The organism is Burkholderia sp. WP42 (assembly GCF_000745665.1).
Lineage (GTDB): Bacteria > Pseudomonadota > Gammaproteobacteria > Burkholderiales > Burkholderiaceae > Burkholderia > Burkholderia vietnamiensis.
The window spans coordinates 81,275-102,472 of the sequence record NZ_JQJT01000022.1; the positions used below are offsets into that span (position 1 = coordinate 81,275).

Consider the following 21,198-nt stretch of genomic DNA (forward strand, 5'->3'; position numbering starts at 1 on the left):
CTCAAGACGGCTGACGCGCCGCCCTCTCAGGATTTCAACGGTCCGCCGAAGCCGCTCGTCGGCAGCTTCATGCCGCCCGCTGCCGACGCCGTCGCAGTCGTCGTTGCGGCCTTGCCCGCGACTCCGGCGACACCGGGCAACGCGCTCTGGAGCGCGCCCGACGCAGCATTTGCGGCAGGCGCGGCGAGCGCAGCCAGGCCGCCCTGGCGCGCGGTCTGCACCATTGCAGCCACCTGCTTTGCCGCGCCACTAAGGCTGGAGGCCGTCTGCACGGCCGACGCGACGCCCGCTCCGCCGACCGCAGCCGCCGCGGCCGGCAACGCGGCGCCCGCGAGCCCGCCAAGTGCGGCGCCGGCGCCGCTGCCGCTCGCGAACCCCATCGCCGCCGTGGATGCCGCCGGCGCCATGCCTTGCAACTGGCTCGCAAGCTGTCCGCTCGCCGCCGCCTGCGCGGCTTCCGGCGAAGGCGCCACCGGCTCGGCCGGCCACTTCGCCTGCTTGAAGTAATTCGCCGGCTGGTCCGACGCGCGCGGATCCTTGCCGAACTCGACGCGCACCGCGCCCGGCGGCAAGCCGCTGACGACGGTATAGCCGCTGTTGTCGAGCGCGCCCTTCTTCAGCACCGTGCCATTCACGTCCTTCACCGTGAAGAGCCCGCCCTTCACGGCCTCGCCGTTCATGTACTTGTGGAACAGCTCCAGCTGGCCCGGCTGATCGGGCCGCGCGCTCGGCAACGGATAGCCCAGGCTCGCCGGTCCGGCGAACGTATGCGACGCGCCCTTCACATCGATCTTGCCCGGTGCGTGGATTTCGACGTTGCCATCCTTGACTCGGATGTACGCCCCGCCGCTCGTCAGCAGAATCCCCTGATCGGCCGCGATCTCGATCCGGTCGGTTGCGGATACAACCTTCACCGCCTTCTGCGCGGTCACCTCGACGTTGTCCGACTGCGCCTGGATCTCCACCTTGCCCTTGCCCGCGAACAGCTTCATCCCCGCGTTCTGCACGAACAGGCTCAGCTTCTGGCCGATGCTGCCGATCAGCGATTTGCCCGCCGCGACATGCACGCTCTGGCCGCTCGCGACGTTCACGTGATCGTTCGCGACCATGTGCAGCGACTCCTGCGTCGACATCGCGATCCCCGACGGGCTGCCGAACAGCATCACCGGCTCCTTGAACGCGTTCGCGCTCCCCGTGCCGCCGCCCGCGGTGCGCCCGCCCGATGCGTTGCCCGATGCACGGTCCTGCGTCGCATCGGTGAACGCACGCATCGCCTCCTGCGCGTCTTTCAGGCTTTCGGCCTGATGCTGCTCGCTCACGCCCGACAGCGCCTCGATCAGGCTCTCCCCGGACACGAGCTGCTGCTGCGCTTCCGTCACGTCGAGCGGCTGGCTGTTCGCTGCCTTCGGATGGGTCGTCACGTACAGGCCGCGGCTCGCCCGCACCGCGCCGTATGCGTCCGAGCGCAGATCGAAGCCGCTGCCCAGATACGACCCGCGCGTGTTGCCGTTCTGGTCGATGATGTAGCCGAGATGCAGCAGGCTGTTCGCGCTGCTGCTCATCAGCTGCACGCGGTTCTGCCCGGTCGCGTCGTCCATCACGAGCTGGTTGTAGCCGCTGCCCAAATATTCCTTCGAGCGGTATCCGGAGAGAATGCCGTCGCTATGCCACTGCGGCTGGTTCGCGCCGTTGTACACGCGCCCGACCGCCAGCGGCCGGTCGCAGTCGCCGCCGACGTAGTCGATCAGCACTTCCTCGCCGATGCGCGGCACGTGCACGCCGCCGTAGCCGCCACCGGTATCGGACTGCACGACGCGCACCCAGCACGACGCGTTCTCGTTGCCCGGATTGAGGCGATCCCACACGAACTGCACGCGGATCCGGTTCAACTCGTCCGTATAGACTTCCTCGCCCTGCGGGCCGACGACGATCGCCGTCTCCAGATGCATCTTCGGCTTCTCGTGCTCGAACGGGCTGCGATACGGCACGCTCACCCGCTGCGCTTCGACTTCGACGAGATAGAAGCCCACCGAGCCGTCGTCGTGCGGCACGCGAAATGCCGGATCGGCCCCGTAGCCTTCCTGAGCTTGCGTCAACGCTTCGCGCAGGCTGTACGGGAAGTCTGCGCTGCTGCTCGCGACCGGCAGGTTGTTCTCGATCCACCAGTCGACGCCGATCGTCGCGAACTCGCGCTGGTCGGCCGGATCGCGATCGTGTTCGGGATGATCCGACAGCGTGAAGCGCCGACCCGCATCGATCGCACGCACGCCGCCCGCGCCGTGGAAGCGCTTCGCCTGCGACTCCCATTCCTCCATCCGGATCTTCGTCAGATGGTCGCCGCGGGTCTGGTCGAGGTACGTGTACGCACCGGTGTACTCGTAGACTTCGAGCTGGTCGGGCAATTCGCCCTGATCGGCCATCGTCGGCAGCGTCGTGCCCTTCGGATTCGACGGCTGGGAAGGGTTCTTGTAGTCGAACGTGCGTGTCGTGCGCGTGACGCTCTGCAGCGTGCGCGTGCCCGACCATTGCGTGAACGCGTCGGCATCGCTCGCTGCCCCGCCGCGATAGAAGCGCACGGTTTGCGGCGACAGCGGCGCGAACGCCTGCAGGTTGTCGGTGATGACGAGCGTGTGCGACTTGCCGTCGTCGGCCTGCTGCCATGTGGTGTAAAGGCCTTCGCTCTCCATCAGCCGATGCACGAAATGCCAGTCGGTGTCGTGCTGGCGCGTGTACGAGCGGCTCAGCAGCGGCTGCGACAGCGCGAAGCGGAAATGCCCACGCGCCTGCGGATGCTGGTTCAGCACGTCGCTGATGATCTGGTCGACGGTCGTGTCGTTCCAGATGCGCTGATCGCGACGGAACTTCAGGAAATGGGTGAAATCGGCGAACGTCAGCTGGTAGGTGGTGAGCCCGCCGTCGGCGCCCAGGCGCCGCGCCGTGTGTACGTAGCCGTTGACGGGCCGGTAGCTGCGGTCGGCTTGCTGAATCCATAGCGTGACCGGTTGCGCGATCAGCTTTTTCAGCTCCACGTCGCTGTCGGTCGACAGCACGTCGAGCGTGAATTCATAGGCCCGGCCGATGCGCGCACGGCCGACCGCTCGTTGCACGGTCAGCACGTTGGCACCCAGTGGCGTATCGAGCTTCAACAGCCGGTCCTGCTGAAGCAACCCGCCGCGCAATGCGGCAACAGTGTTGTGCATGTTCATGGCAACGGCCTTTTCTTCTTTTGACGCACCCTCGGATGGCGCGTTGAGCGATTTCGCTCGCGCGATTTTACAGACAAATTACGGCGCGATTCGGAAAAATTCCCTGACTCGAATGGGTACTTTTAAGCGTGTCCTGAATGGCGCCGACGATCGGTTCGCCCGCATTCCGTTCGCTGAAATCGATTGCAATCGGGGCCAATTCGACTTCCGGTCGGGGCCGGTTGCGCGTAATGTCTACGTGCCCGTAGTCCGGCCCGGTTCGGGCACGACGATGCCCGGCACCCTCTGACCACATTGAACACTGGAGATCCACGATGAAACGTTCGAAGTTCCTGCTGTCGGGCCTGCTGCTTGCGTCGGCCCTTGGCTTCACGGCCGTCGCCGCGCACGCTGAAGATCTGCTCGACTCCGTGAAGAAGGCCGGCGTGCTGCGTGTCGGGCTCGAAGGCACGTATCCGCCGTTCAACTCGCGCGGCACGTCGGGCCAGCTCGAGGGCTTCGACGTCGACGTGGCGAACGCGGTGGCCGGCAAGCTCGGCGTGAAGACGCAGTTCGTGCCGACCGAATGGAGCGGGATCATCGCGGGGCTGCAGGCGGGCAAGTTCGACGTGATCGTCAACCAGGTCACGATCACGCCGCAGCGCAAGGAAGCGCTCGACTTCAGCGAGCCGTACACGTACTCGGCCGCGCAGCTGATCCAGCGCAAGGACGACACGCGCAACTTCAAGTCGCTCGAGGATTTCAAGGGCAAGAAGCTCGGCGTGACGCTCGGCACGAACTACGACCAGATGGCGCGCAGCGTGCCGGGCATCGAAGTGCAGACGTATCCGGGCGCGCCGGAAAAGCTGCGTGATCTCGCCGCGGGCCGGATCGAGGCCACGCTCGACGACCGTCTGATGCTGCCGTACATGATCAAGACGTCGAACCTGCCGCTGCGCTCGGGCGCGGTGTTGAACGGCGGCAAGCAGGAGATGGCGATCCCGTTCCGCAAGGGCAATCCGAAGTTCGAGAAGGCGATCAACGACGCGCTGGATTCGCTGCGCAAGGAAGGCACGTTGAAGAAGATCTCGATGCACTGGTTCGGTAGTGACGTGACGGTGCCGGTTGCGCAGTAGGCGGTCTCTTGGGGGCGATGCGTCACGTTCTTCGCGTTGGGGAGGGGGTGACGCGTTGGTACCTGCTGGGCGCGAGAACTCGGTCGCGGCCGTCCCCGACGATGACACGCTGCCGCCACGTCGCTGCGCATGGTGCGCATCACTCGCCACAACCCAGACGGTGCCTAGGACGTGTCCAACAACAGCTGCATGACGTACGTGATGGACGTGCTCAACGCCGGGGGGAGCCGACGTTCCGGCGAAGAGCTGACATGCGTGGGCATTCCTCAACCGACATGACGTCGGTCCACGCGTGAAGTAGTGGATGACGAGGTAACGACAGATGAGGTCTCAGACGTTGTGCGCCAGGCACCGCGTGCGGTCATTCACGGTCGCTGCGAAATGCATTGGCGACCGAATTCGCGAGCGCGGACGATTCGAGCCCGATGAATTGGTGCGGGTATCGCTGGATCGACCCAAACGCAGCCACGTCGTATGGATGACGCGCGCGGATCTGGACGAGCATGCGGTCACCGCCAACCATGTCGACGACGTCGCGCATGTCACCGAGTTGCGAAAGTTCGCGTTGCTCGACCGGGCGTGCGAGCATGTTTGCCCGGCTTGCCTGGATGAATTGCTCGTACGTTCAGGCGAACAACCGGACTCGCCAACGCACGTGTCACGCGCGTTCGACACGGCGGTCGTCGCCGACAATGCGACGGTGGAGGGTCCACTCGTCAAGTGCGATATCCACGGGATTACGTTCGGTTCGCGCACATCGCCCGCCCTGGCAGGCTTGATCGATCAGCGTGACGCGGGGCCGCATGGCCGACTAATCAATGTAGTCGTGATCTCAACGAAAGCAGAAAACAGATTCTGGTTCGACGAAGCCTTCCTTCTTCGTGCGCTGGGACCGGATATCGATCTCTCTACAGGCATCTATCGAATGGAATCGGGCGACCGCAGCCGCGCCCTGCTCGAAAGCGGGACATCGGTATGCAAGCACTGCCTTCGAGACTGGCTGCAGCGCAACGGCGTCGGTTAGCGATGTGCGGCGGCAATCGGGGGATGCGGGCGTCGGGTCGCGAAGCAAGCATGCGCCCGGAATCACGTGTGTCGCGCGGGGAAGCAGAAAAGACGAAGGGCCGGGAGAATCAATCTCCCGGCCCTTCGTTCAATATGGTGCCGGCTGCAGGACTCGAACCCGCCACCTGATGCTTACAAAGCACTCGAATTATCAATTATTACAGCAACTTAGCATGATTACGCGTTTCCAAAACCGCAGATACCGCGCGCTTCTGCGCCTTATCAGACACGGTTCTGGCGACGATTGGAAACGCATCAGCCACATCACACTGACGACTGGCGGGCACGTGCCGACTGGTAAGATTTAGCACCCCACCCTTGGAAGATTCTGTCGATGACCAACCTGCCCTTCATTTCGCGTGTTGTCCTGCGAAACTATCGCAGCATCGGCGAATGCGACGTACGTCTCGGGCCACTGACATATCTCGTCGGTGCGAATGGTGCCGGCAAAAGCAACTTCGTCGACTCTCTGCACCTCGTGACAGACGCTCTCACTAGCTCGCTGGAGCAGGCGCTCAATGTCCGCGGGGGATGGGCCGAAGTACGGCGCCGGTCTGGCGGACACCCGACCCATTTCGGCATTCGGATTGAATTTCGCGTAGATGGTACGCCGGCACACTACGCGTTCAACATCGGCGCGGTCAAAAATCGCGGGTTCGAGGTATTGGCGGAAGAATGCAGCCTCGGCGGCGGACTGGGCAAAGGCCCGTACTACCGCATTGAGCGCGGTAAGGTTGTCCAAAGCAGCGAAACCACCATTCCGGCCCTGACCAGTGACCGCCTTGCATTGGTCGCACTATCCGGCCTAAGCGCGTTTCGGCCAATATTCGACGCGCTCACGTGCATGGGCTTTTACAACCTTAATCCTAAGTTGATGCGTGAGCTGCAAAAGGCTCAAGAAGGTCGCTTGCTCAAGCCCGAGGGAGAGAACATCGCAAGTGTTATTGGCCACCTCGAAAAGGTGAATCCCGGCGCACTCGGCATCGTCGAAGAGTACCTTCAGACTGTTGTACCCACGGTTCACGCAGTAAGACGTATTCCTGTTGGACCGATGGAGACCCTCGAGTTTCGCCAAGACGTCCGCGGCTCGCGCGATCCGTGGCGCTTCGCGGCCCAGAACATGTCCGACGGAACACTCAGGGCAGTAGGCGTTTTGACCGCCCTGTTTCAAGGCAATCGCGACTTCGCCCCCACGCTTATTGGAATCGAGGAGCCGGAGACCGCTTTGCACCCCGCGGCAAGTGCCGCACTGCGCGAAGCTCTGAACAGGGCATCAGCGGAAACACAAATCATAGTGACCAGTCACAGTCCGGATCTGCTCGACGATCCGAGCGTTCGTGACAACCAGATCCTTGCGGTCGTCTCGCAGGCCGGTGACACGAAAGTCGGTGAGATCGACAACGCTTCGCGAGAAGCCATCCGACAGCATTTGTTCTCGGCCGGGGAACTGCTCAAACTCGGCCAGATTCAGCCGGACCCGGAACGGATCAAGCAATTGGAGCTACGGCAGCCGTCACTGTTTGGGCCGGGGGCAATATGAAAATTGCGTCCATCGTTGAAGGCTACGGCGAGGTAAGTGCGTTGCCCGTGCTGCTGCGTCGGTTGCTAGAATGGCGCCCGACAGAAGACTATATCGAGATTGAGCGACCGAACAGGGTACCTCGCGATCGATTCATCAATTCGCAGGATGAGTTCGCGCGCTACCTTAAGCTCGCCCGAATGCAATGCGGGGACGACGGCTGGATATTGATCCTCCTCGATGCAGACGATGATTGTCCTGTCGAGTTGGCGACAGCCTTGCTGGCCCGTGCACGCGAAATCGACGAACACCGGGTCTCCGTTGTGATCGCAAAGCGAGAGTTTGAGGCGTGGTTCATCGGCGCCGCAGCATCGCTCAACGGTCAACGCAGCCTCACGGTCGCACCGGCTGATCTGACTGTCGATGCAGAATCCCCGCGTGACGCTAAAGGATGGCTTAGAACTAGGATGACCAAAGGCTCATACGGCCCGGTCACTGACCAGCCAGCGTTCGCTGCGCTTATGGATTTGCAACAGACGTTTGATCGGTGCCGCTCGTTCCGCAAACTCTGTAGCGAGTGGGATGCAAACCTTGGCCGAGCCGCCTAGCACAGCTGCGTAGCCAAGCACAAAAACTGCACCGACGCGGATTGAAGACGCACTGAGGTATTGGAAACGCGAAGGGGCTACGCAAACATCGCGTAACCCCTTGTCAGATATGGTGCCGGCTGCAGGACTCGAACCCGCCACCTGATGATTACAAATCAACTGCTCTACCAGATGAGCTAAGCCGGCGTAAGTCCGCGATTCTACCTCATTTCACGATCTTGAGGCGAGGTCTGCTACCGCCTTTCGAGCCGTCGCCGTCGGTGTTCGGCGGCTCGTCGGCGCCTTCGGACGGCTCCTCGTTCGCCCCGCTTTCAGCGACCGGCGTCAACGGCGACGCAGCGTCGTCGCTCGGCGTGCCCTCGTCTTCGGCCACGCCCGAATCCTCGCCCTCGCCCGCCACCGCATCGACCTGGAACGCCATCCCCTGCCCGTTTTCCCGCGCATAGATCGCGAGCACGTTGGCCACCGGAATCTCGATCTTGTGCGCCTTCCCGGAAAACCGGGCGGTGAACTCGATCCACTCGTTACCCATCTGCAACTGGCTCGTGGCCTCGAAGCTGATGTTGAGCACGATCTCGCCGTCACGCACGAACTGGCGCGGCACGCGCGTCGACTGGTCGACCCTCACCGCGATATGCGGCGTGTATCCGTTATCGGTGCACCACTCGTAAAGCGCGCGCAACAGATAAGGCTTCGTTGAAATCTCTTGCATCACAATCCTCGAACCCGGAGCGGGCACGCGGCACGCCGCGCCGCCCGCTCCGTCATGCACTCATTGCACCATCAGCGACGCATGACCTTTTCGGACGGCGTCAGTGCTTCGATATACGCGGGACGGCTGAAGATCCGCTCGGCATACTTCATCAGCGGCGCAGCGTTCTTCGACAGCTCGATGCCGTAGTGATCCAGACGCCACAGCAGCGGCGCGATCGCGACGTCGAGCATCGAGAACTCCTCGCCGAGCATGTACTTGTTCTTCACGAAGATCGGCGCAAGCTGCGTCAGGCGATCGCGGATCGCAAGACGCGCCTTCTCGTGATTCTTCTCCGCTGCCTTGCCCTTCTCGTTCTCGAGCGTGCTGACGTGAACGAACAGTTCCTTCTCGAAGTTCAGCAGGAACAGGCGCGCGCGTGCGCGCTGCACCGGGTCGGCCGGCATCAGTTGCGGATGCGGGAAGCGCTCGTCGATGTATTCGTTGATGATGTTCGATTCGTACAGGATCAGATCGCGCTCGACCAGAATCGGCACCTGACCGTACGGGTTCATCACCGAGATGTCTTCCGGCTTGTTGAACAGGTCGACGTCACGAATTTCGAAGTCCATGCCCTTCTCGAACAGCACCAGCCGGCAACGCTGGGAGAACGGGCAAGTTGTGCCGGAATACAGAACCATCATATTTGCGTTTCCTCAAAAAAGCCGAGGGCCGGCACGCGGCGCAACCCCTTTCACGGGTTCCGCCTTGCGCCGGCCCCACGCCGGTCAGGCGTGTTTACTTGATATCTTTCCAATACGCGGCATTGAGCCGCCAGGCCAGGAAAGTCAGGACGCCGAGAAAGATCAGCACCCACACGCCGAGGCGTTTGCGGGTCTGCTGAGCCGGCTCGGACATCCACGTCATATACGCCACCAGGTCGGCCACCGCAGCATCATAATCCGGCGACGACAGTGTCCCCGGTGTGACTTGCTGGAAGCCGACGAGCGTATGGACCTTCTCGCCCGTCTCCTCGTTCGTCTTGTCTTCGAATTTGGCAGTGCGCTGCCCCTGCAGCTGCCACAACACATGGGGCATGCCGACGTTCTCGAACACCGCGTTGTTCCAGCCGGTCGGCCGCGTATCGTCGCGGTAGAAACTGCGCAGATACGTATACAGCCAGTCGCGGCCGCGCGCCCGCTCCTCGACAGACAGGTCGGGCGGCATGGTGCCGAGCCAGTTCTTCGCGTCTTCGGGCCGCATCGCGACGGACATCGTGTTACCGACCTTGTCGGTCGTGAACAGGAGATTCTTTTCGATCTCCTTCTGGGATATGCCCAGATCCGTCAGACGGTTGTAGCGCATCAGGTTCGCGCTGTGGCAGTTCAAACAATAGTTTACAAACAATTGCGCGCCGTGCTGAAGCGAAACGAGATTTTCCGTGTTATCGGGCGCCCGGTCGAGCGGAAAATTACCTTCCGCGCGCGCGGCCGGCGCCGCAAGCAGCGCCACGGCCGTCGCACCGATCAGCGCGAGCGTCGAAAGCAGTTTCTTCATGTCGTTCTCTCCTCGCTCACGTTAATGGGGCTTGAAGCGCACCCGTTCCGGCGGCTGCTTGAACGTGCCAAGCGGCGTCCAGACCGGCATGCCGAGGAAGAACGCGAAGTAGATCAGCGCGCAGCCCTGCGCAATCAGCGTCGCGGCCGGCGACGGCGGCCGCGTGCCGAGGAACGCAAGCGTCAGGAACGCCGCGACGAAGATCCCGAGGAACACCTTGTGGAACAGCGGCCGGTAGCGGATCGACTTCACCGGGCTGCGGTCGAGCCACGGCAGGAAGAACAGCGTGATCACCGCCGAACCCATCACGACGACGCCCCAGAATTTCGATTCGGTCAGGAACATGAACACGACGATCGCCGCGGCCAGCACCGGCAGGCCGAGCTTCCACTTGCCGCGCGCGCGCACCAGCGCGAGCACGCCGAGCAGCGCGATCACGATCATCAGCACGATCTTGAACGGGTCGGTGGTCGCGCGCAGCATCGCGTAGAACGCGGTGAAGTACCAGACCGGCGCGATCTCCGGCGGCGTCTGCAGCGGGTTCGCGGGGACGAAGTTGTTCGACTCCAGGAAGTAGCCGCCCATCTCCGGCGCGAAGAACACGATCAGCGCGAACACCATCAGGAACACGCAGACGCCGAAGAAATCGTGCACCGAGTAATACGGATGGAACGGGATGCCGTCGAGCGGAATGCCGTTTTCGTCCTTCTTCGCCTTGATCTCGATGCCGTCCGGATTGTTGGACCCGACCTCATGCAGCGCGACGAGGTGCGCGACGACGAGGCCCACCAGCACGAGCGGAATCGCAATCACGTGGAATGCGAAGAAGCGGTTCAGCGTGACGTCGGACACCACATAATCGCCGCGGATCCACAGCGACAGGTCCGGGCCGACGAACGGGATCGCCGAGAACAGGTTCACGATCACCTGCGCGCCCCAGAACGACATCTGGCCCCACGGCAGCAGATAGCCGAAGAACGCCTCGGCCATCAGGCACAGGAAGATCGCGCAGCCGAAGATCCACACGAGCTCGCGCGGCTTGCGATACGACCCGTACATCAGCCCGCGGAACATGTGCAGGTACACGACGACGAAGAACATCGACGCGCCGGTCGAGTGCATGTAGCGGATCAGCCAGCCCCACGGCACTTCACGCATGATGTACTCGACCGACGCGAACGCCAGCATCGAGTCGGGCTTGTAGTTCATCGTCAGGAAGATGCCCGTGACGATCTGGTTGACGAGCACCAGCAGCGCGAGCGAGCCGAAGAAGTACCAGAAGTTGAAGTTCTTCGGCGCGTAGTACTCGGAAACGTGCTTCTTCCAGGTGGACGTGAGCGGGAAGCGCTGGTCGATCCAGCCGGTGACACCTGTCGTGGACACTTCGTTGTTGTCGGCAGCCATCACGCTTCTCCTTTCTCGTCCTTGCCGATCACGAGGGTCGTCGCCGACGTGAACATATAGGGCGGGATGTCGAGATTCTGAGGCGCCGGCTTGTTCTTGAACACGCGGCCGGCGAGGTCGTAGGTCGAACCGTGACACGGGCAGAGGAAGCCGCCCGGCCAGTCGTCCGGCAGGTTCGGCTGCGGACCGGGCGTGAAGCGTTGGCTTGGCGTGCAGCCGAGGTGCGTACACACGGCCATCACGACGAGAATGTTCTTGCGATCGGCCCGCGCGCGATACTCGTTCGCACAATACGCGGGCAGCGGCATCGAATAGGGGGATTTCGAGGTCGGGTCGGCCACTTCCTTGTCGGCCTTGACGACGTCGGCCAGCATGTCGTCGGTGCGGTTCAGGATCCACACCGGCTTGCCGCGCCACGGCACGGTGACCATCTCGCCGGGCTTCAGGTTGCTGATGTCGACCTCGACCGGCGCGCCGGCCGCTTTCGCTTTCGCGGACGGCGCAAGCGACGCCGCGAAAGGTATGACGGTGGCTACGCCTCCCACGCCACCTGCTACGGATGTCGCAATCAGCCAGGTACGGCGGCCGCTGTCGACGCGTTTGTCTTCCTTGTCTCGCATCACACGCCCCACTTCTGAGTTGGATTTTCCGTCACGACTTTGCATTCCGCCGCTAGTGTGCGCGAATGGAGTCGCCATTTACAAGGCCCGGAGACGAAAATCCCTTCGAAGTAATTGATAGTTAAGGGTTTTCCCCCACTATCGGAGCAATTAAATCATTTCACTTTTAAGCGCCCGCTTCATTGTGAAAATTCGATGCACCGCCGCAAAATCCGCGATTCAAACCGGATTATGAATATCGATAAAAAGGTGCTCGATATCGAATTCCTCCGACAAGTGGCGGCCCAGCGCCTGGACGCCGTAGCGCTCGGTCGCATGGTGCCCCGCCGCAACGAACGCGACGCCGCTCTCGGCGGCCGCGTGCGTGGTCGATTCCGACACCTCGCCGGTCAGGAACACGTCGGCGCCCGCGTCGATCGCCGCGTCGAAATAGCTCTGCGCGCCGCCGGTGCACCACGCGACACGGCGCACCTGCATGTCGGAATCGCCGAGCACGAGCGGCGTGCGTCCGAGCGTGTTCTCGACCTTCGCGACGAAGTGCTCGAGCGTGACGGGCATCGGCAGCGTGGCCATCCAGCCGAGCTCGCCGTCGCCGAAACGCTGGTCGCCGATCAGCCCGAGCTTCTCGCCGAGCTGCGCGTTGTTGCCGAACAGCGGGTGCGCGTCGAGCGGCAGGTGGAACGCGAACAGGTTCAGGTCGTTCGCGAGCAGCAGCTTCAGCCGCCGGTACTTGCGGCCGGTGATCTGCGGCGCCTCGTTGCGCCAGAAGTAGCCGTGATGGACCAGCACGGCGTCGGCGCCCCATTCGAGCGCGGCTTCGAGCAAGGCGACCGAGGCCGTCACGCCGGTGGCGATCTTCTCGATCTTGCGCCGCCCCTCGACCTGGAGGCCGTTCGGGCAATAGTCCTTGAAGCGCGCGGTTTCAAGGGTATTGTTCAAGTACAATTCAAGTTCGATCCGATCCATATAAACCTCTAATCTATTCAGATGCTTAGACGCTTCTGGCTGTTCTTCGCGCAGGCGGTGACCGTACTGCTCGCGCTGATGTTCATCGTCGTGACGCTCAAGCCGCAATGGCTGCAACGGCAAGGACAGCTCGGCAAGCAGCTCGCCACGCCGATCGTCGCGCTGCGGGAAGTTGCGCCGGGCATCGGCGGCGGGCCGGCGACCACGTCGTACGCGGAAGCCGCGCAAAAGGCGATGCCCGCCGTCGTCAACGTGTTCTCCAGCAAGGACGGCTCGTTGCCGCCCGATCCGCGCGCGAAGGATCCGCTGTTCCGCTATTTCTTCGGCGATCGCAACAACGCCCGCAAGCAGCAGGACGAACCGGCCGCCAACCTCGGCTCCGGCGTTATCGTGAGCCCGGAAGGTTACATTCTAACGAACCAGCACGTCGTCGATGGTGCCGACCAGATCGAAGTCGCGCTCGCCGACGGCCGCACGGCCACCGCGAAGGTGATCGGCAGCGATCCGGAAACCGATCTCGCCGTGCTGAAGATCAACATGACGGACCTGCCGACCATCACGCTCGGCCGTTCGGACCGCTCGCGCGTCGGCGACGTCGTGCTGGCGATCGGCAACCCGTTCGGCGTCGGCCAGACGGTCACGATGGGCATCATCAGCGCGCTCGGCCGCAATCACCTCGGCATCAACACGTTCGAAAACTTCATCCAGACCGACGCGCCGATCAACCCCGGCAACTCGGGCGGCGCGCTCGTCGACGTGAACGGCAACCTGCTCGGCATCAACACCGCGATCTACTCGCGCTCGGGCGGCTCGCTCGGCATCGGCTTCGCGATCCCCGTGTCGACGGCCCGCACGGTGCTCGAAAGCATCATCACGACCGGCTCGGTCACGCGGGGCTGGATCGGCGTCGAGCCGCAGGACGTCACGCCGGAGATCGCCGAATCGTTCGGGCTCCAGCAGAAGTCGGGCGCGATCGTCGCGGGCGTGCTGCAGGGCGGCCCGGCCGACAAGGCCGGCATCAAGCCGGGCGACATCCTCGTCAGCGTGAACGGCGACGACATCACCGACACGACCAAGCTGCTGAATACCGTCGCGCAGATCAAGCCCGGCACGGCGACCAAGGTGCACGTGGTGCGCAAGGGCAAGGAGTTCGACGTGAACGTCGTGATCGGCAAGCGCCCGCCGCCGCCGAAGCAGACCGTCGACGAGCAGGACAGCGACAGCGAATGAACGCGCGCTGGCGGGTCGCAGCCTGCGGCCCGCACCAGCGGTAAACGACGAAGGGCAGCCAGCGGCTGCCCTTTTTGCTTTGTATCGACGTGGATTCGTCGTCCTGAAACCGCATTCGGCGGGCGCTTGGCGCCCGCGCCGCGGCTCAGGTAGCCGTACCGTTTTCCGCTTCCGGTTCCTCGCCGGGCTTCGGCACGAAGAAGCGCGCCGCCAGCAGCCCGATCTCGAACAGCACGACGAGCGGCAGCGCGAGCATCAGCTGCGAGAACACGTCCGGCGGCGTGACGACCGCCGAGACGACGAAGGCGCCGACGATCACGTACGGCCGCATTTCCTTCAGCTTCTGCAGCGACAGCACGCCCATCCGCACGAGCAGCACGACGACGATCGGCACCTCGAACGTGACGCCGAACGCGATGAACATCCCGAGCACGAAGCTCAGATAGTTGTCGATATCGGTCGACATCTCGGCGCCGAGCGGCGCGTTGTAGTGCGCCATCACGCGGAAGATGGTCGGGAACACGAGGAAGTACGCGAACGCCATCCCGCACAGGAACAGCACGTAGCTGCTGCCGACGAGCGGCACGACGAGCTTCTTCTCGTGCTGGTACAGGCCCGGCGCGACGAACGCCCAGATCTGGTACAGCACGATCGGCAGCGCGATCACGAGCGCGACGAGCATCGTGACCTTCATCGGCACGAAGAACGAGCCGGTGACGTCGGTGACGATCATCCTGCCGCCCTTCGGCAAGTTCTCCATCAGCGGCCGCGCGAGCAGCCGGAAGATGTCGGGCGCCCAGTACACGAGCCCGAGGAACACGACGATCACGGCCAGCCCCGCGCGAATGATGCGATCGCGAAGCTCGACGAGATGGGAAATGAAGGTTTCTTCCGGGGCGTCGCCCGGATTCTGCTGCGGGTCGCTCACGCCGGCCCTCGGTAGGATTGACGAGCGAGCATGCGCTCGGCTCAGAAGAAACGCGTCGGCCGGCGCAGGCTGGCCGGCTGATGGCGCGCGACTCGCGCGGCGGCCGACTGCACGTGCGTGCGGCGGGCCGTCGCGCGCTTGTACCAGACCGGCGTGCTCGCCTGCTTCACACGCCAGTTGCGGCGCTTGCGCGCCAGCGCGATCGTGCTGGCGCGCCACGACGACGGCGCGGCGGGCGAATCGGTGCCCGACGTGCCGGCATCGACCGAGCCTTCATGAAGACCGCCGACCGCGGAATTCCACGTGTCGTTCAGCTCCTTCTCGTGCTCGCGCAGGTTGTCGTGAATGGTCGTCTCGACATTGCGCGCGGCCGCCTCGAAATCGGTCTTCATCGTCCGCAGCGCGTCGAGTTCGATTTCGCGCGAGACCTCGGCCTTCACGTCGTTGATGTACCGCTGCGCGCGGCCGAACAGCGCGCCCGCCGTGCGTGCGACGCGCGGCAGGCGCTCGGGGCCGAGCACCACGAGTGCGACGACGCCGATCAGCGCCATCTTCGAAAGACCGAGATCCAGCATCGCGAATGCCTGTCAGCGTGCCGGCGTTACGCCTTGTTCGAGTCGGAACGCGTCGTTTCCTTCGCGTTGACGTCGACCGTGCCCGTGCGCGGCAGTTGCTGCGCGTCGGCCGGCGTTTCGCCTTCCTTCATGCCGTCCTTGAAACCCTTCACGGCGCTACCGAGGTCGTTGCCGATATTGCGCAGCTTCTTGGTACCGAAAACCAGCGCGACGATCAGCAGCACGATCAGCCAGTGCCAAATGCTCAATCCACCCATGATCAAACCTCTCCTCAACCACGCCGCATCGCGGCACAAATCGCCGGCGGCGCGCCGGCTTCGACTATCGATGCGGGGAAAACGCCCCGCGACGTCAACCCATCCGCTGCCACGGGCGCGGGCCGGCCAGAATGTGCGCGTGCAGGTGGTAGACCTCCTGCCCGCCGCCCGGGCCCGTATTGATCACCGTGCGAAACCCCGTCTCGCCGCCCGTGTACGCGACGCCCAGCTGATCGGCCAGACGCGCGACCAGCAGCATCAGCCGGCCGAGCATCGGCGCATCGGCCTCGCTCGCCGCCGACAGCGTCGGCAGGTGCCGGCGCGGAATCACCAGCACGTGTGTGTCGGCTGCCGGGCGGATGTCGCGGAACGCGACGAATTCGTCGTCCTCGTGCACTTTCGTGCTCGGGATCTCGCCCGCCGCGATCTTGCAGAACAGGCAATTCGGATCGTGACTCATGTTGCTCCTGCGAAACGCCCGCGCACCGTCAGAGCCAGGCCTGCGGATCGAGCGTCTTGTTGTCGTTCAGGTACAGCCAACCTTTGATGATACGGTACAGCGTCCAGATCCACGTGACAAACATGACGGCAAACCCCACCACGACAAACATCAGCGCGAAGCCGATCACGTACGCGATGAGCGCGCGCCAGAACGTGCGGATCTGCCACTCGAAGTGATCGGCGTACGGCGTGCCGGCCACGTCGTCGCGCTTCACGTAGTTGATGATGATCGCGATGATGCCGGTCACGCCGCCGGTCAGCCAATGAAACGCGTAGAGGCCGTACAGCACGTGCGTCAACGTGCGCAGGCCGTTCAGGCGCTCGGCTTGCGCTGCGTCCGGCACCGACGGTGTCGGAAACTGGCTCGGCGTATCGGTCATGATGCTACCCCCGTCAGATGACAATTCTTACAGCTTACCGCACGGCTGCATGCGCGGCACGCCGCGAATCGTCAGCCGCCGTCAGCCGCCGTTCGCCTCGCGCTCGCGGCGCTTGCGCAGCGCCTTTTCCTCGATGCCCGACAGGCCTTCGCGACGCTCCAGCTCGGCGATCACGTCGGCCGGGCTCAGGTCGAAATGCGACAGCATCACGAGGCAGTGGAACCACAGATCGGCCACTTCGCCGACCAGCGCCGTCGGCGCGCCGCCCTGGCGCACGTCCTTCGCGGCCAGCACGACCTCGGTCGCCTCTTCGCCGATCTTCTTCAGCACCGCGTCGTCGCCCTTGTGGAACAGGCGCGATACATAAGATTGCTCGGGGTCGCCGCCCTTGCGGCTATCGATCACGGCCGCGAGGCGCAGCAGCGTGTCTTCGGTCGATTGCGTCATTTGTAGATGTGTTCGGGGTCTTTCAGCACCGGCTCGACCGCGACCCAGTCGCCGTTCTCGACGGTGCCTTCGAATTTCTGGAAGAAGCATGAATGCCGGCCAGTGTGGCAGGCGATGCCCGACACCTGCTCGACCTTCAGCAGCACGACGTCCTCGTCGCAGTCGAGCCGCACCTCGTGCACGTGCTGCACGTGGCCCGACTCCTCGCCCTTGAACCACAGGCGCTTGCGCGAGCGCGAATAGTAGACGGCCCGCTGCGTCTCGATCGTCTTCGCCAGCGCTTCGCGGTTCATCCACGCGAACATCAGCACGTCGTTGGTCGCCGCTTCCTGCGCGATCACCGGCACGAGGCCGTTGTCGTCCCAGCGGACCTTGTCCAGCCATGCAGGCAGGGATTGCGTGTCGGTCGTCATCACAGCCTCACCGCGATGCCCTGGTCGGCCATGAAGTGCTTCGCCTCGCCGACCGTGTGCTCGCCATAGTGGAAGATGCTCGCCGCCAGCACCGCGTCGGCGTGGCCTTGCTTGATGCCGTCCGCGAGATCCTGCAGGCAGCCGACGCCGCCCGACGCGATCACCGGCACCGGCACCGCGTCCGACACCGCGCGCGTGAGCGCGAGGTCGAAGCCCGACTTCGTGCCGTCGCGGTCCATGCTCGTGAGCAGGATCTCGCCCGCGCCGAGCTCCGCCATCTTGCGCGCCCATTCGATCGCGTCGAGGCCGGTGGCCTTGCGGCCGCCGTGCGTGAAGACTTCCCAGCGCGGCGCTTCGTTAGGCGCGGACACGCGCTTCGCGTCGATCGCGACGACGATGCACTGCGAGCCGTACTTGTCGGCCGCGTCGCGCACGAGCTGCGGATTGGCGACGGCCGACGAATTCATGCTGACCTTGTCCGCACCCGCGTTCAGCAGGCGCCGCACGTCCTCGACGGCGCGCACGCCGCCGCCGACGGTCAGCGGAATGAACACCTGCGACGCGACCGCTTCGATGATCGGCAGGATCAGGTCGCGCTGGTCGGAGGTCGCGGTGATGTCGAGGAACGTCAGTTCGTCGGCGCCCTGCTCGTCGTAACGGCGCGCGATTTCGACGGGGTCGCCGGCATCGCGCAGCTCGACGAAGTTGACGCCCTTGACGACACGCCCGGCAGTCACGTCCAGGCAGGGGATGATGCGTTTAGCTAGAGCCATGATGTTGCGCCATTGGCCGCGGTGGGACGGCCGGTTGCGAGCGTCTCGCGCGAGACGCCCGATCGGGGCCGCCCGGTGGCGGCCCCGGCGAACGGGACGGGCGCGCTTACGCGTCGTCGAGTTCGCCGTTCAGTTCGTCCGCGCGTTTCTGCGCGGCCGCGAAATCGAGATCGCCGGAGTAGATCGCACGGCCGCAGATCACGCCTTCGACGCCGTGCTCTTCCACTTCGCAGAGATTCTCGATGTCGGTCAGGTTCGACAGGCCGCCGCTCGCGATCACCGGAATGCCGACCGCCTGCGCGAGCTTCACGGTCGCGTCGATGTTGATGCCCTGAAGCATCCCGTCGCGGCCGATATCGGTGTAGACGATCGATTCGACGCCGTAATCCTCGAACTTGCGCGCGAGATCGATCACTTCGTGGCCCGTCAGCTTGCTCCAGCCGTCGGTCGCGACCTTGCCGTCCTTCGCGTCCAGCCCGACGATGATGCTGCCCGAGAACGCGGTGCACGCGTCCTGCAGGAAGCCCGGATTCTTCACGGCGGCGGTGCCGATGATCACGTACGACAGGCCGGCGTCGAGATACTTCTCGATCGTCTCCAGGCTGCGGATGCCGCCGCCCAGCTGCACGGGGATTTCGTCGCCGACCTCTTCGAGGATCGCTTCGATCGCCTCGAGATTCTTCGGCTTGCCGGCGAATGCGCCGTTCAGGTCGACCAGGTGAAGCCGCCGGGCGCCGAGATCGACCCACTTGCGGGCCATCGCCGCCGGGTCCTCGGAGAAAATCGTGGCCTGGTCCATATCGCCCTGTTTGAGGCGCACACACTGACCGTCTTTGAGATCGATGGCCGGAATCAGCAGCATAGCAATCGGGTGTCGTCGTGGAAGATGAAAAGAATCGGGCGCGTACCGGCCAAACCGGTGCCGCGCCGTCTCGCTAGTTTAGTACAACTCTTTCGGTGCAGACGCGTGCGAGCCCCGCGCGACGGGCGTTTGCCGCCCGCCCACTGTGGCTCGGACGCGACGTTCACGGCTGCCAGTGCACGAAGTTGCGATACAGACGCAAGCCGACCTCCGCGCTCTTCTCCGGATGGAATTGGGTCGCGAAGATGTTGTCGCGCGCGACTGCGGACGTAAACGGCGCGCCGTAGGCCGTCTCGCCCACCGTGTGCTGCGGGTTCTCCGGGCTCACGTAGTAGCTGTGCACGAAGTAGAAATACGCGTCGTCGGGCACGCCTTCCCACAGCGGGTGCGAGCGCGACTGATGCACGCGGTTCCAGCCCATCTGCGGCACCTTGAAGCGCGAGCCGTCGTCCTGCAGCCGGCCTTCGAGCTCGAAGCGCAGAACCTTGCCCGGCAACAGGCCGAGGCCCTTCGTGTCGCCTTCCGCGCTCCAGTCGAACAGCATCTGCTCGCCCACGCACACGCCGAGCAGCGGCTTCGTGCGCGACGCCTCGAGCACCGCCTCCTGCAGTCCCGATTCGCCGAGGCAGCGCATGCAGTCGGGCATCGCGCCCTGGCCGGGCAGCACGACGCGGTCGGCCGCGCGAATCGCGGCCGGCGTGTCGACGATCGCCACGTCGGCGGCCGGTTCGGCCTTCTTGAGCGCCTGCGCCACCGAGCGCAGGTTGCCCATCCCATAATCCACAATCGCAATCGAAGTTTTCATCTCAGTGCAGGCAGTAGTGCCCTCAGTCCATTGACGATGAATTCCACCGCCAGCGCCGACAGCATCAGACCCATCAGCCGCGTGGCGATGTTGATGCCGGTGCGGCCGATCCAGTTCGCGATCGGCTCGGCAAGCCGCATCGCGAGGAAACACAGCAGAGCGAGGACCGCGCCGATCGCGACGAGCCCCGCCCGTTCATACCAGTGATGCGAGTTCGCCGCATAGATGATCGCCGTGCTGATCGAGCCGGGGCCCGTCAGCAGCGGAATCGCCAGCGGCACGACCGCGATGTTGTCCTTCAGCTCGGCCTCGTCGCGTTCCTCGGGCGTCGATCGCGTATTGCCGATCTGCGCGTTCAGCATGTTGATCGCCATCAGCAGCATGATGATCCCGCCGCCCACTTCGAGCGAGCCGACCGAAATGCCGAAGAAATCGATGATCTGCTGGCCGAGCAGCGTCGTGATCGTCATCACGCAGAACACCGACACCGACGCGATCCGGATCGTGCGGCGCCGCTCGTGCTCCGTCTGCTGCGCGGTCAGGCTCAGGAAGAACGGCACCGCGCCGACCGGATTGATCAGCGCAAGCAGCGAAATGAACGATTTGAGCAGATCCATCGCGAGCCGGCGCGGCGCGCCGAAGCCGTCAGGTTGTCGTTGGCGTCCTGTCCGTCCGGAAGTTAGAGGCTGCCCTTCGTCGACGGAATCTGCCCCGCCGCGCGCTCGTCGAGCTCGACCGCCGCACGCAGCGCGCGACCGAAGGCCTTGAACACCGTTTCGAGCTGATGGTGCGCGTTGATCCCGCGCAGGTTGTCGATGTGCAGCGTGACGCCCGCGTGGTTCACGAACCCGCGGAAGAATTCGATCGACAGGTCGACGTCGAAGGTGCCGATGCGCGCGCGCGTGAACGGCACGTGGAATTCGAGGCCCGGCCGGCCCGAAAAGTCGATCACGACGCGCGACAGCGCCTCGTCGAGCGGCACGTACGAATGGCCATAGCGCCGGATGCCCTTCTTGTCGCCCACGGCCTTCGCGACCGCCTGGCCGAGGGTGATGCCGACGTCTTCGACGGTATGGTGGTCGTCGATATGCGTGTCGCCATGCGCTTCGACCTCGAGATCGATCAGACCATGGCGCGCGATCTGGTCGAGCATATGGTCGAGAAACGGCACGCCGGTGGCCAGCTTCTGCCGGCCCGTACCGTCGAGGTCGAGCTTCACACGGATCTGCGTTTCGCTGGTATTGCGAACGACTTCCGCCACACGCATGGCAATTCC

The 21,198-nt window shown here is 64.1% G+C and carries 25 protein-coding genes and 1 tRNA gene; 6 read left to right on the forward strand and 20 right to left on the reverse strand.

The genetic code is table 11. From position 1 onward, the window contains the following. Positions 1-26: 26 nt before the first annotated feature. Positions 27-3,206, reverse strand: a complete 3,180-nt coding sequence (locus EX20_RS14630) for a type VI secretion system Vgr family protein (protein WP_034193990.1) — start codon at positions 3,204-3,206, stop codon at positions 27-29. Between EX20_RS14630 and EX20_RS31980 the strand changes: the two genes are divergently transcribed. From EX20_RS31980 to EX20_RS14650, 5 genes are all read left to right on the forward strand, one after another. Further along, positions 3,199-3,495, forward strand: coding sequence for a hypothetical protein (locus tag EX20_RS31980; RefSeq protein WP_131753411.1), 297 nt, complete (start codon positions 3,199-3,201; stop codon positions 3,493-3,495). The two genes, EX20_RS14630 and EX20_RS31980, sit on opposite strands and share 8 nt — an antisense overlap. 25 nt (positions 3,496-3,520) lie before the next feature. Then, the gene (locus EX20_RS14635) at positions 3,521-4,321 is read left to right on the forward strand and encodes a transporter substrate-binding domain-containing protein (RefSeq protein WP_014722334.1); all 801 of its coding nucleotides are present in this window, start codon (positions 3,521-3,523) and stop codon (positions 4,319-4,321) included. 322 nt (positions 4,322-4,643) lie between these two features. Continuing rightward, positions 4,644-5,345 carry a hypothetical protein gene (locus tag EX20_RS31985; RefSeq protein ID WP_011883092.1) on the forward strand — a complete coding sequence of 234 codons (702 nt, stop codon included), beginning with the start codon at positions 4,644-4,646 and terminating at the stop codon, positions 5,343-5,345. Between the two features lie 375 nt (positions 5,346-5,720). Next, a complete protein-coding gene (locus EX20_RS14645; RefSeq protein ID WP_034193992.1) occupies positions 5,721-6,926 on the forward strand; it encodes an AAA family ATPase in 1,206 nt (401 codons plus the stop codon). Then, positions 6,923-7,513, forward strand: coding sequence for a DUF4276 family protein (locus EX20_RS14650; RefSeq protein ID WP_034193993.1), 591 nt, complete (start codon positions 6,923-6,925; stop codon positions 7,511-7,513). The genes EX20_RS14645 and EX20_RS14650 overlap by 4 nt, the downstream gene beginning before the upstream one ends. Positions 7,514-7,623: 110 nt before the next feature. Here EX20_RS14650 and EX20_RS14655 read toward each other — a convergent pair. The 7 genes from EX20_RS14655 to EX20_RS14685 form a co-directional block, all read right to left on the reverse strand. Next, a tRNA-Thr gene (locus EX20_RS14655) sits at positions 7,624-7,699 on the reverse strand. Positions 7,700-7,718: 19 nt separating this feature from the next. Next, the gene (locus EX20_RS14660; RefSeq protein WP_011883070.1) at positions 7,719-8,225 is read right to left on the reverse strand and encodes a ClpXP protease specificity-enhancing factor; all 507 of its coding nucleotides are present in this window, start codon (positions 8,223-8,225) and stop codon (positions 7,719-7,721) included. A 71-nt stretch (positions 8,226-8,296) separates the two neighbouring features. Then, complete coding sequence (locus tag EX20_RS14665; RefSeq protein ID WP_006400565.1) at positions 8,297-8,908, reverse strand: glutathione S-transferase N-terminal domain-containing protein; 612 nt, start codon at positions 8,906-8,908, stop codon at positions 8,297-8,299. A 94-nt stretch (positions 8,909-9,002) separates the two neighbouring features. Next, entirely contained in the window at positions 9,003-9,761 is a 759-nt protein-coding gene (locus tag EX20_RS14670; RefSeq protein WP_014722316.1) for a cytochrome c1, read from the reverse strand. A gap of 21 nt (positions 9,762-9,782) precedes the next feature. Then, a complete protein-coding gene (locus EX20_RS14675; protein ID WP_011883068.1) occupies positions 9,783-11,165 on the reverse strand; it encodes a cytochrome b in 1,383 nt (460 codons plus the stop codon). After that, positions 11,165-11,785 (reverse strand): ubiquinol-cytochrome c reductase iron-sulfur subunit, encoded by a 621-nt coding sequence (petA, locus tag EX20_RS14680; protein ID WP_011883067.1) that lies wholly within the window; start codon positions 11,783-11,785, stop codon positions 11,165-11,167. Before petA ends, EX20_RS14675 begins: the two co-directional genes overlap by 1 nt. Before the next feature lie 219 nt (positions 11,786-12,004). Continuing rightward, positions 12,005-12,751, reverse strand: a complete 747-nt coding sequence (locus EX20_RS14685; RefSeq protein WP_011883066.1) for a Nif3-like dinuclear metal center hexameric protein — start codon at positions 12,749-12,751, stop codon at positions 12,005-12,007. Between the two features lie 21 nt (positions 12,752-12,772). Here EX20_RS14685 and EX20_RS14690 point away from each other — a divergent pair, with 21 nt between their 5' ends. Continuing rightward, a complete protein-coding gene (locus EX20_RS14690) occupies positions 12,773-13,981 on the forward strand; it encodes a Do family serine endopeptidase (RefSeq protein ID WP_011883065.1) in 1,209 nt (402 codons plus the stop codon). Between the two features lie 145 nt (positions 13,982-14,126). Here the strand turns inward: EX20_RS14690 and tatC are convergent, their stop codons facing one another. The 12 genes from tatC to hisB form a co-directional block, all read right to left on the reverse strand. After that, positions 14,127-14,909 (reverse strand): twin-arginine translocase subunit TatC, encoded by a 783-nt coding sequence (gene tatC, locus EX20_RS14695; RefSeq protein ID WP_011883064.1) that lies wholly within the window; start codon positions 14,907-14,909, stop codon positions 14,127-14,129. A 41-nt stretch (positions 14,910-14,950) separates the two neighbouring features. Then, on the reverse strand, positions 14,951-15,484 hold the full coding sequence (tatB, locus tag EX20_RS14700) for a Sec-independent protein translocase protein TatB (RefSeq protein ID WP_034193994.1): 534 nt from the start codon (positions 15,482-15,484) through the stop codon (positions 14,951-14,953). 26 nt (positions 15,485-15,510) lie between these two features. After that, positions 15,511-15,741 carry a Sec-independent protein translocase subunit TatA gene (gene tatA, locus EX20_RS14705; protein WP_006751795.1) on the reverse strand — a complete coding sequence of 77 codons (231 nt, stop codon included), beginning with the start codon at positions 15,739-15,741 and terminating at the stop codon, positions 15,511-15,513. A gap of 94 nt (positions 15,742-15,835) precedes the next feature. Then, positions 15,836-16,201, reverse strand: coding sequence for a histidine triad nucleotide-binding protein (locus EX20_RS14710; protein WP_011546602.1), 366 nt, complete (start codon positions 16,199-16,201; stop codon positions 15,836-15,838). A 28-nt stretch (positions 16,202-16,229) separates the two neighbouring features. After that, a complete protein-coding gene (locus EX20_RS14715) occupies positions 16,230-16,622 on the reverse strand; it encodes a DUF4870 family protein (RefSeq protein ID WP_011883061.1) in 393 nt (130 codons plus the stop codon). 81 nt (positions 16,623-16,703) lie between these two features. Further along, entirely contained in the window at positions 16,704-17,069 is a 366-nt protein-coding gene (locus EX20_RS14720) for a phosphoribosyl-ATP diphosphatase (RefSeq protein ID WP_011883060.1), read from the reverse strand. Beyond that, positions 17,066-17,482, reverse strand: coding sequence for a phosphoribosyl-AMP cyclohydrolase (gene hisI, locus EX20_RS14725; RefSeq protein ID WP_011883059.1), 417 nt, complete (start codon positions 17,480-17,482; stop codon positions 17,066-17,068). The genes EX20_RS14720 and hisI overlap by 4 nt, the downstream gene beginning before the upstream one ends. After that, the gene (hisF, locus tag EX20_RS14730; protein WP_011883058.1) at positions 17,482-18,255 is read right to left on the reverse strand and encodes an imidazole glycerol phosphate synthase subunit HisF; all 774 of its coding nucleotides are present in this window, start codon (positions 18,253-18,255) and stop codon (positions 17,482-17,484) included. Before hisF ends, hisI begins: the two co-directional genes overlap by 1 nt. Positions 18,256-18,361: 106 nt before the next feature. Next, positions 18,362-19,117 carry a 1-(5-phosphoribosyl)-5-[(5-phosphoribosylamino)methylideneamino]imidazole-4-carboxamide isomerase gene (gene hisA / locus EX20_RS14735; RefSeq protein WP_011883057.1) on the reverse strand — a complete coding sequence of 252 codons (756 nt, stop codon included), beginning with the start codon at positions 19,115-19,117 and terminating at the stop codon, positions 18,362-18,364. A gap of 163 nt (positions 19,118-19,280) precedes the next feature. Next, positions 19,281-19,922 carry an imidazole glycerol phosphate synthase subunit HisH gene (gene hisH, locus EX20_RS14740; RefSeq protein ID WP_011883056.1) on the reverse strand — a complete coding sequence of 214 codons (642 nt, stop codon included), beginning with the start codon at positions 19,920-19,922 and terminating at the stop codon, positions 19,281-19,283. Next, the gene (locus EX20_RS14745; protein ID WP_011883055.1) at positions 19,919-20,539 is read right to left on the reverse strand and encodes a YchE family NAAT transporter; all 621 of its coding nucleotides are present in this window, start codon (positions 20,537-20,539) and stop codon (positions 19,919-19,921) included. The genes hisH and EX20_RS14745 overlap by 4 nt, the downstream gene beginning before the upstream one ends. Positions 20,540-20,601: 62 nt before the next feature. Continuing rightward, positions 20,602-21,189, reverse strand: a complete 588-nt coding sequence (gene hisB / locus EX20_RS14750) for an imidazoleglycerol-phosphate dehydratase HisB (protein ID WP_006765368.1) — start codon at positions 21,187-21,189, stop codon at positions 20,602-20,604. Positions 21,190-21,198: the final 9 nt, after the last annotated feature.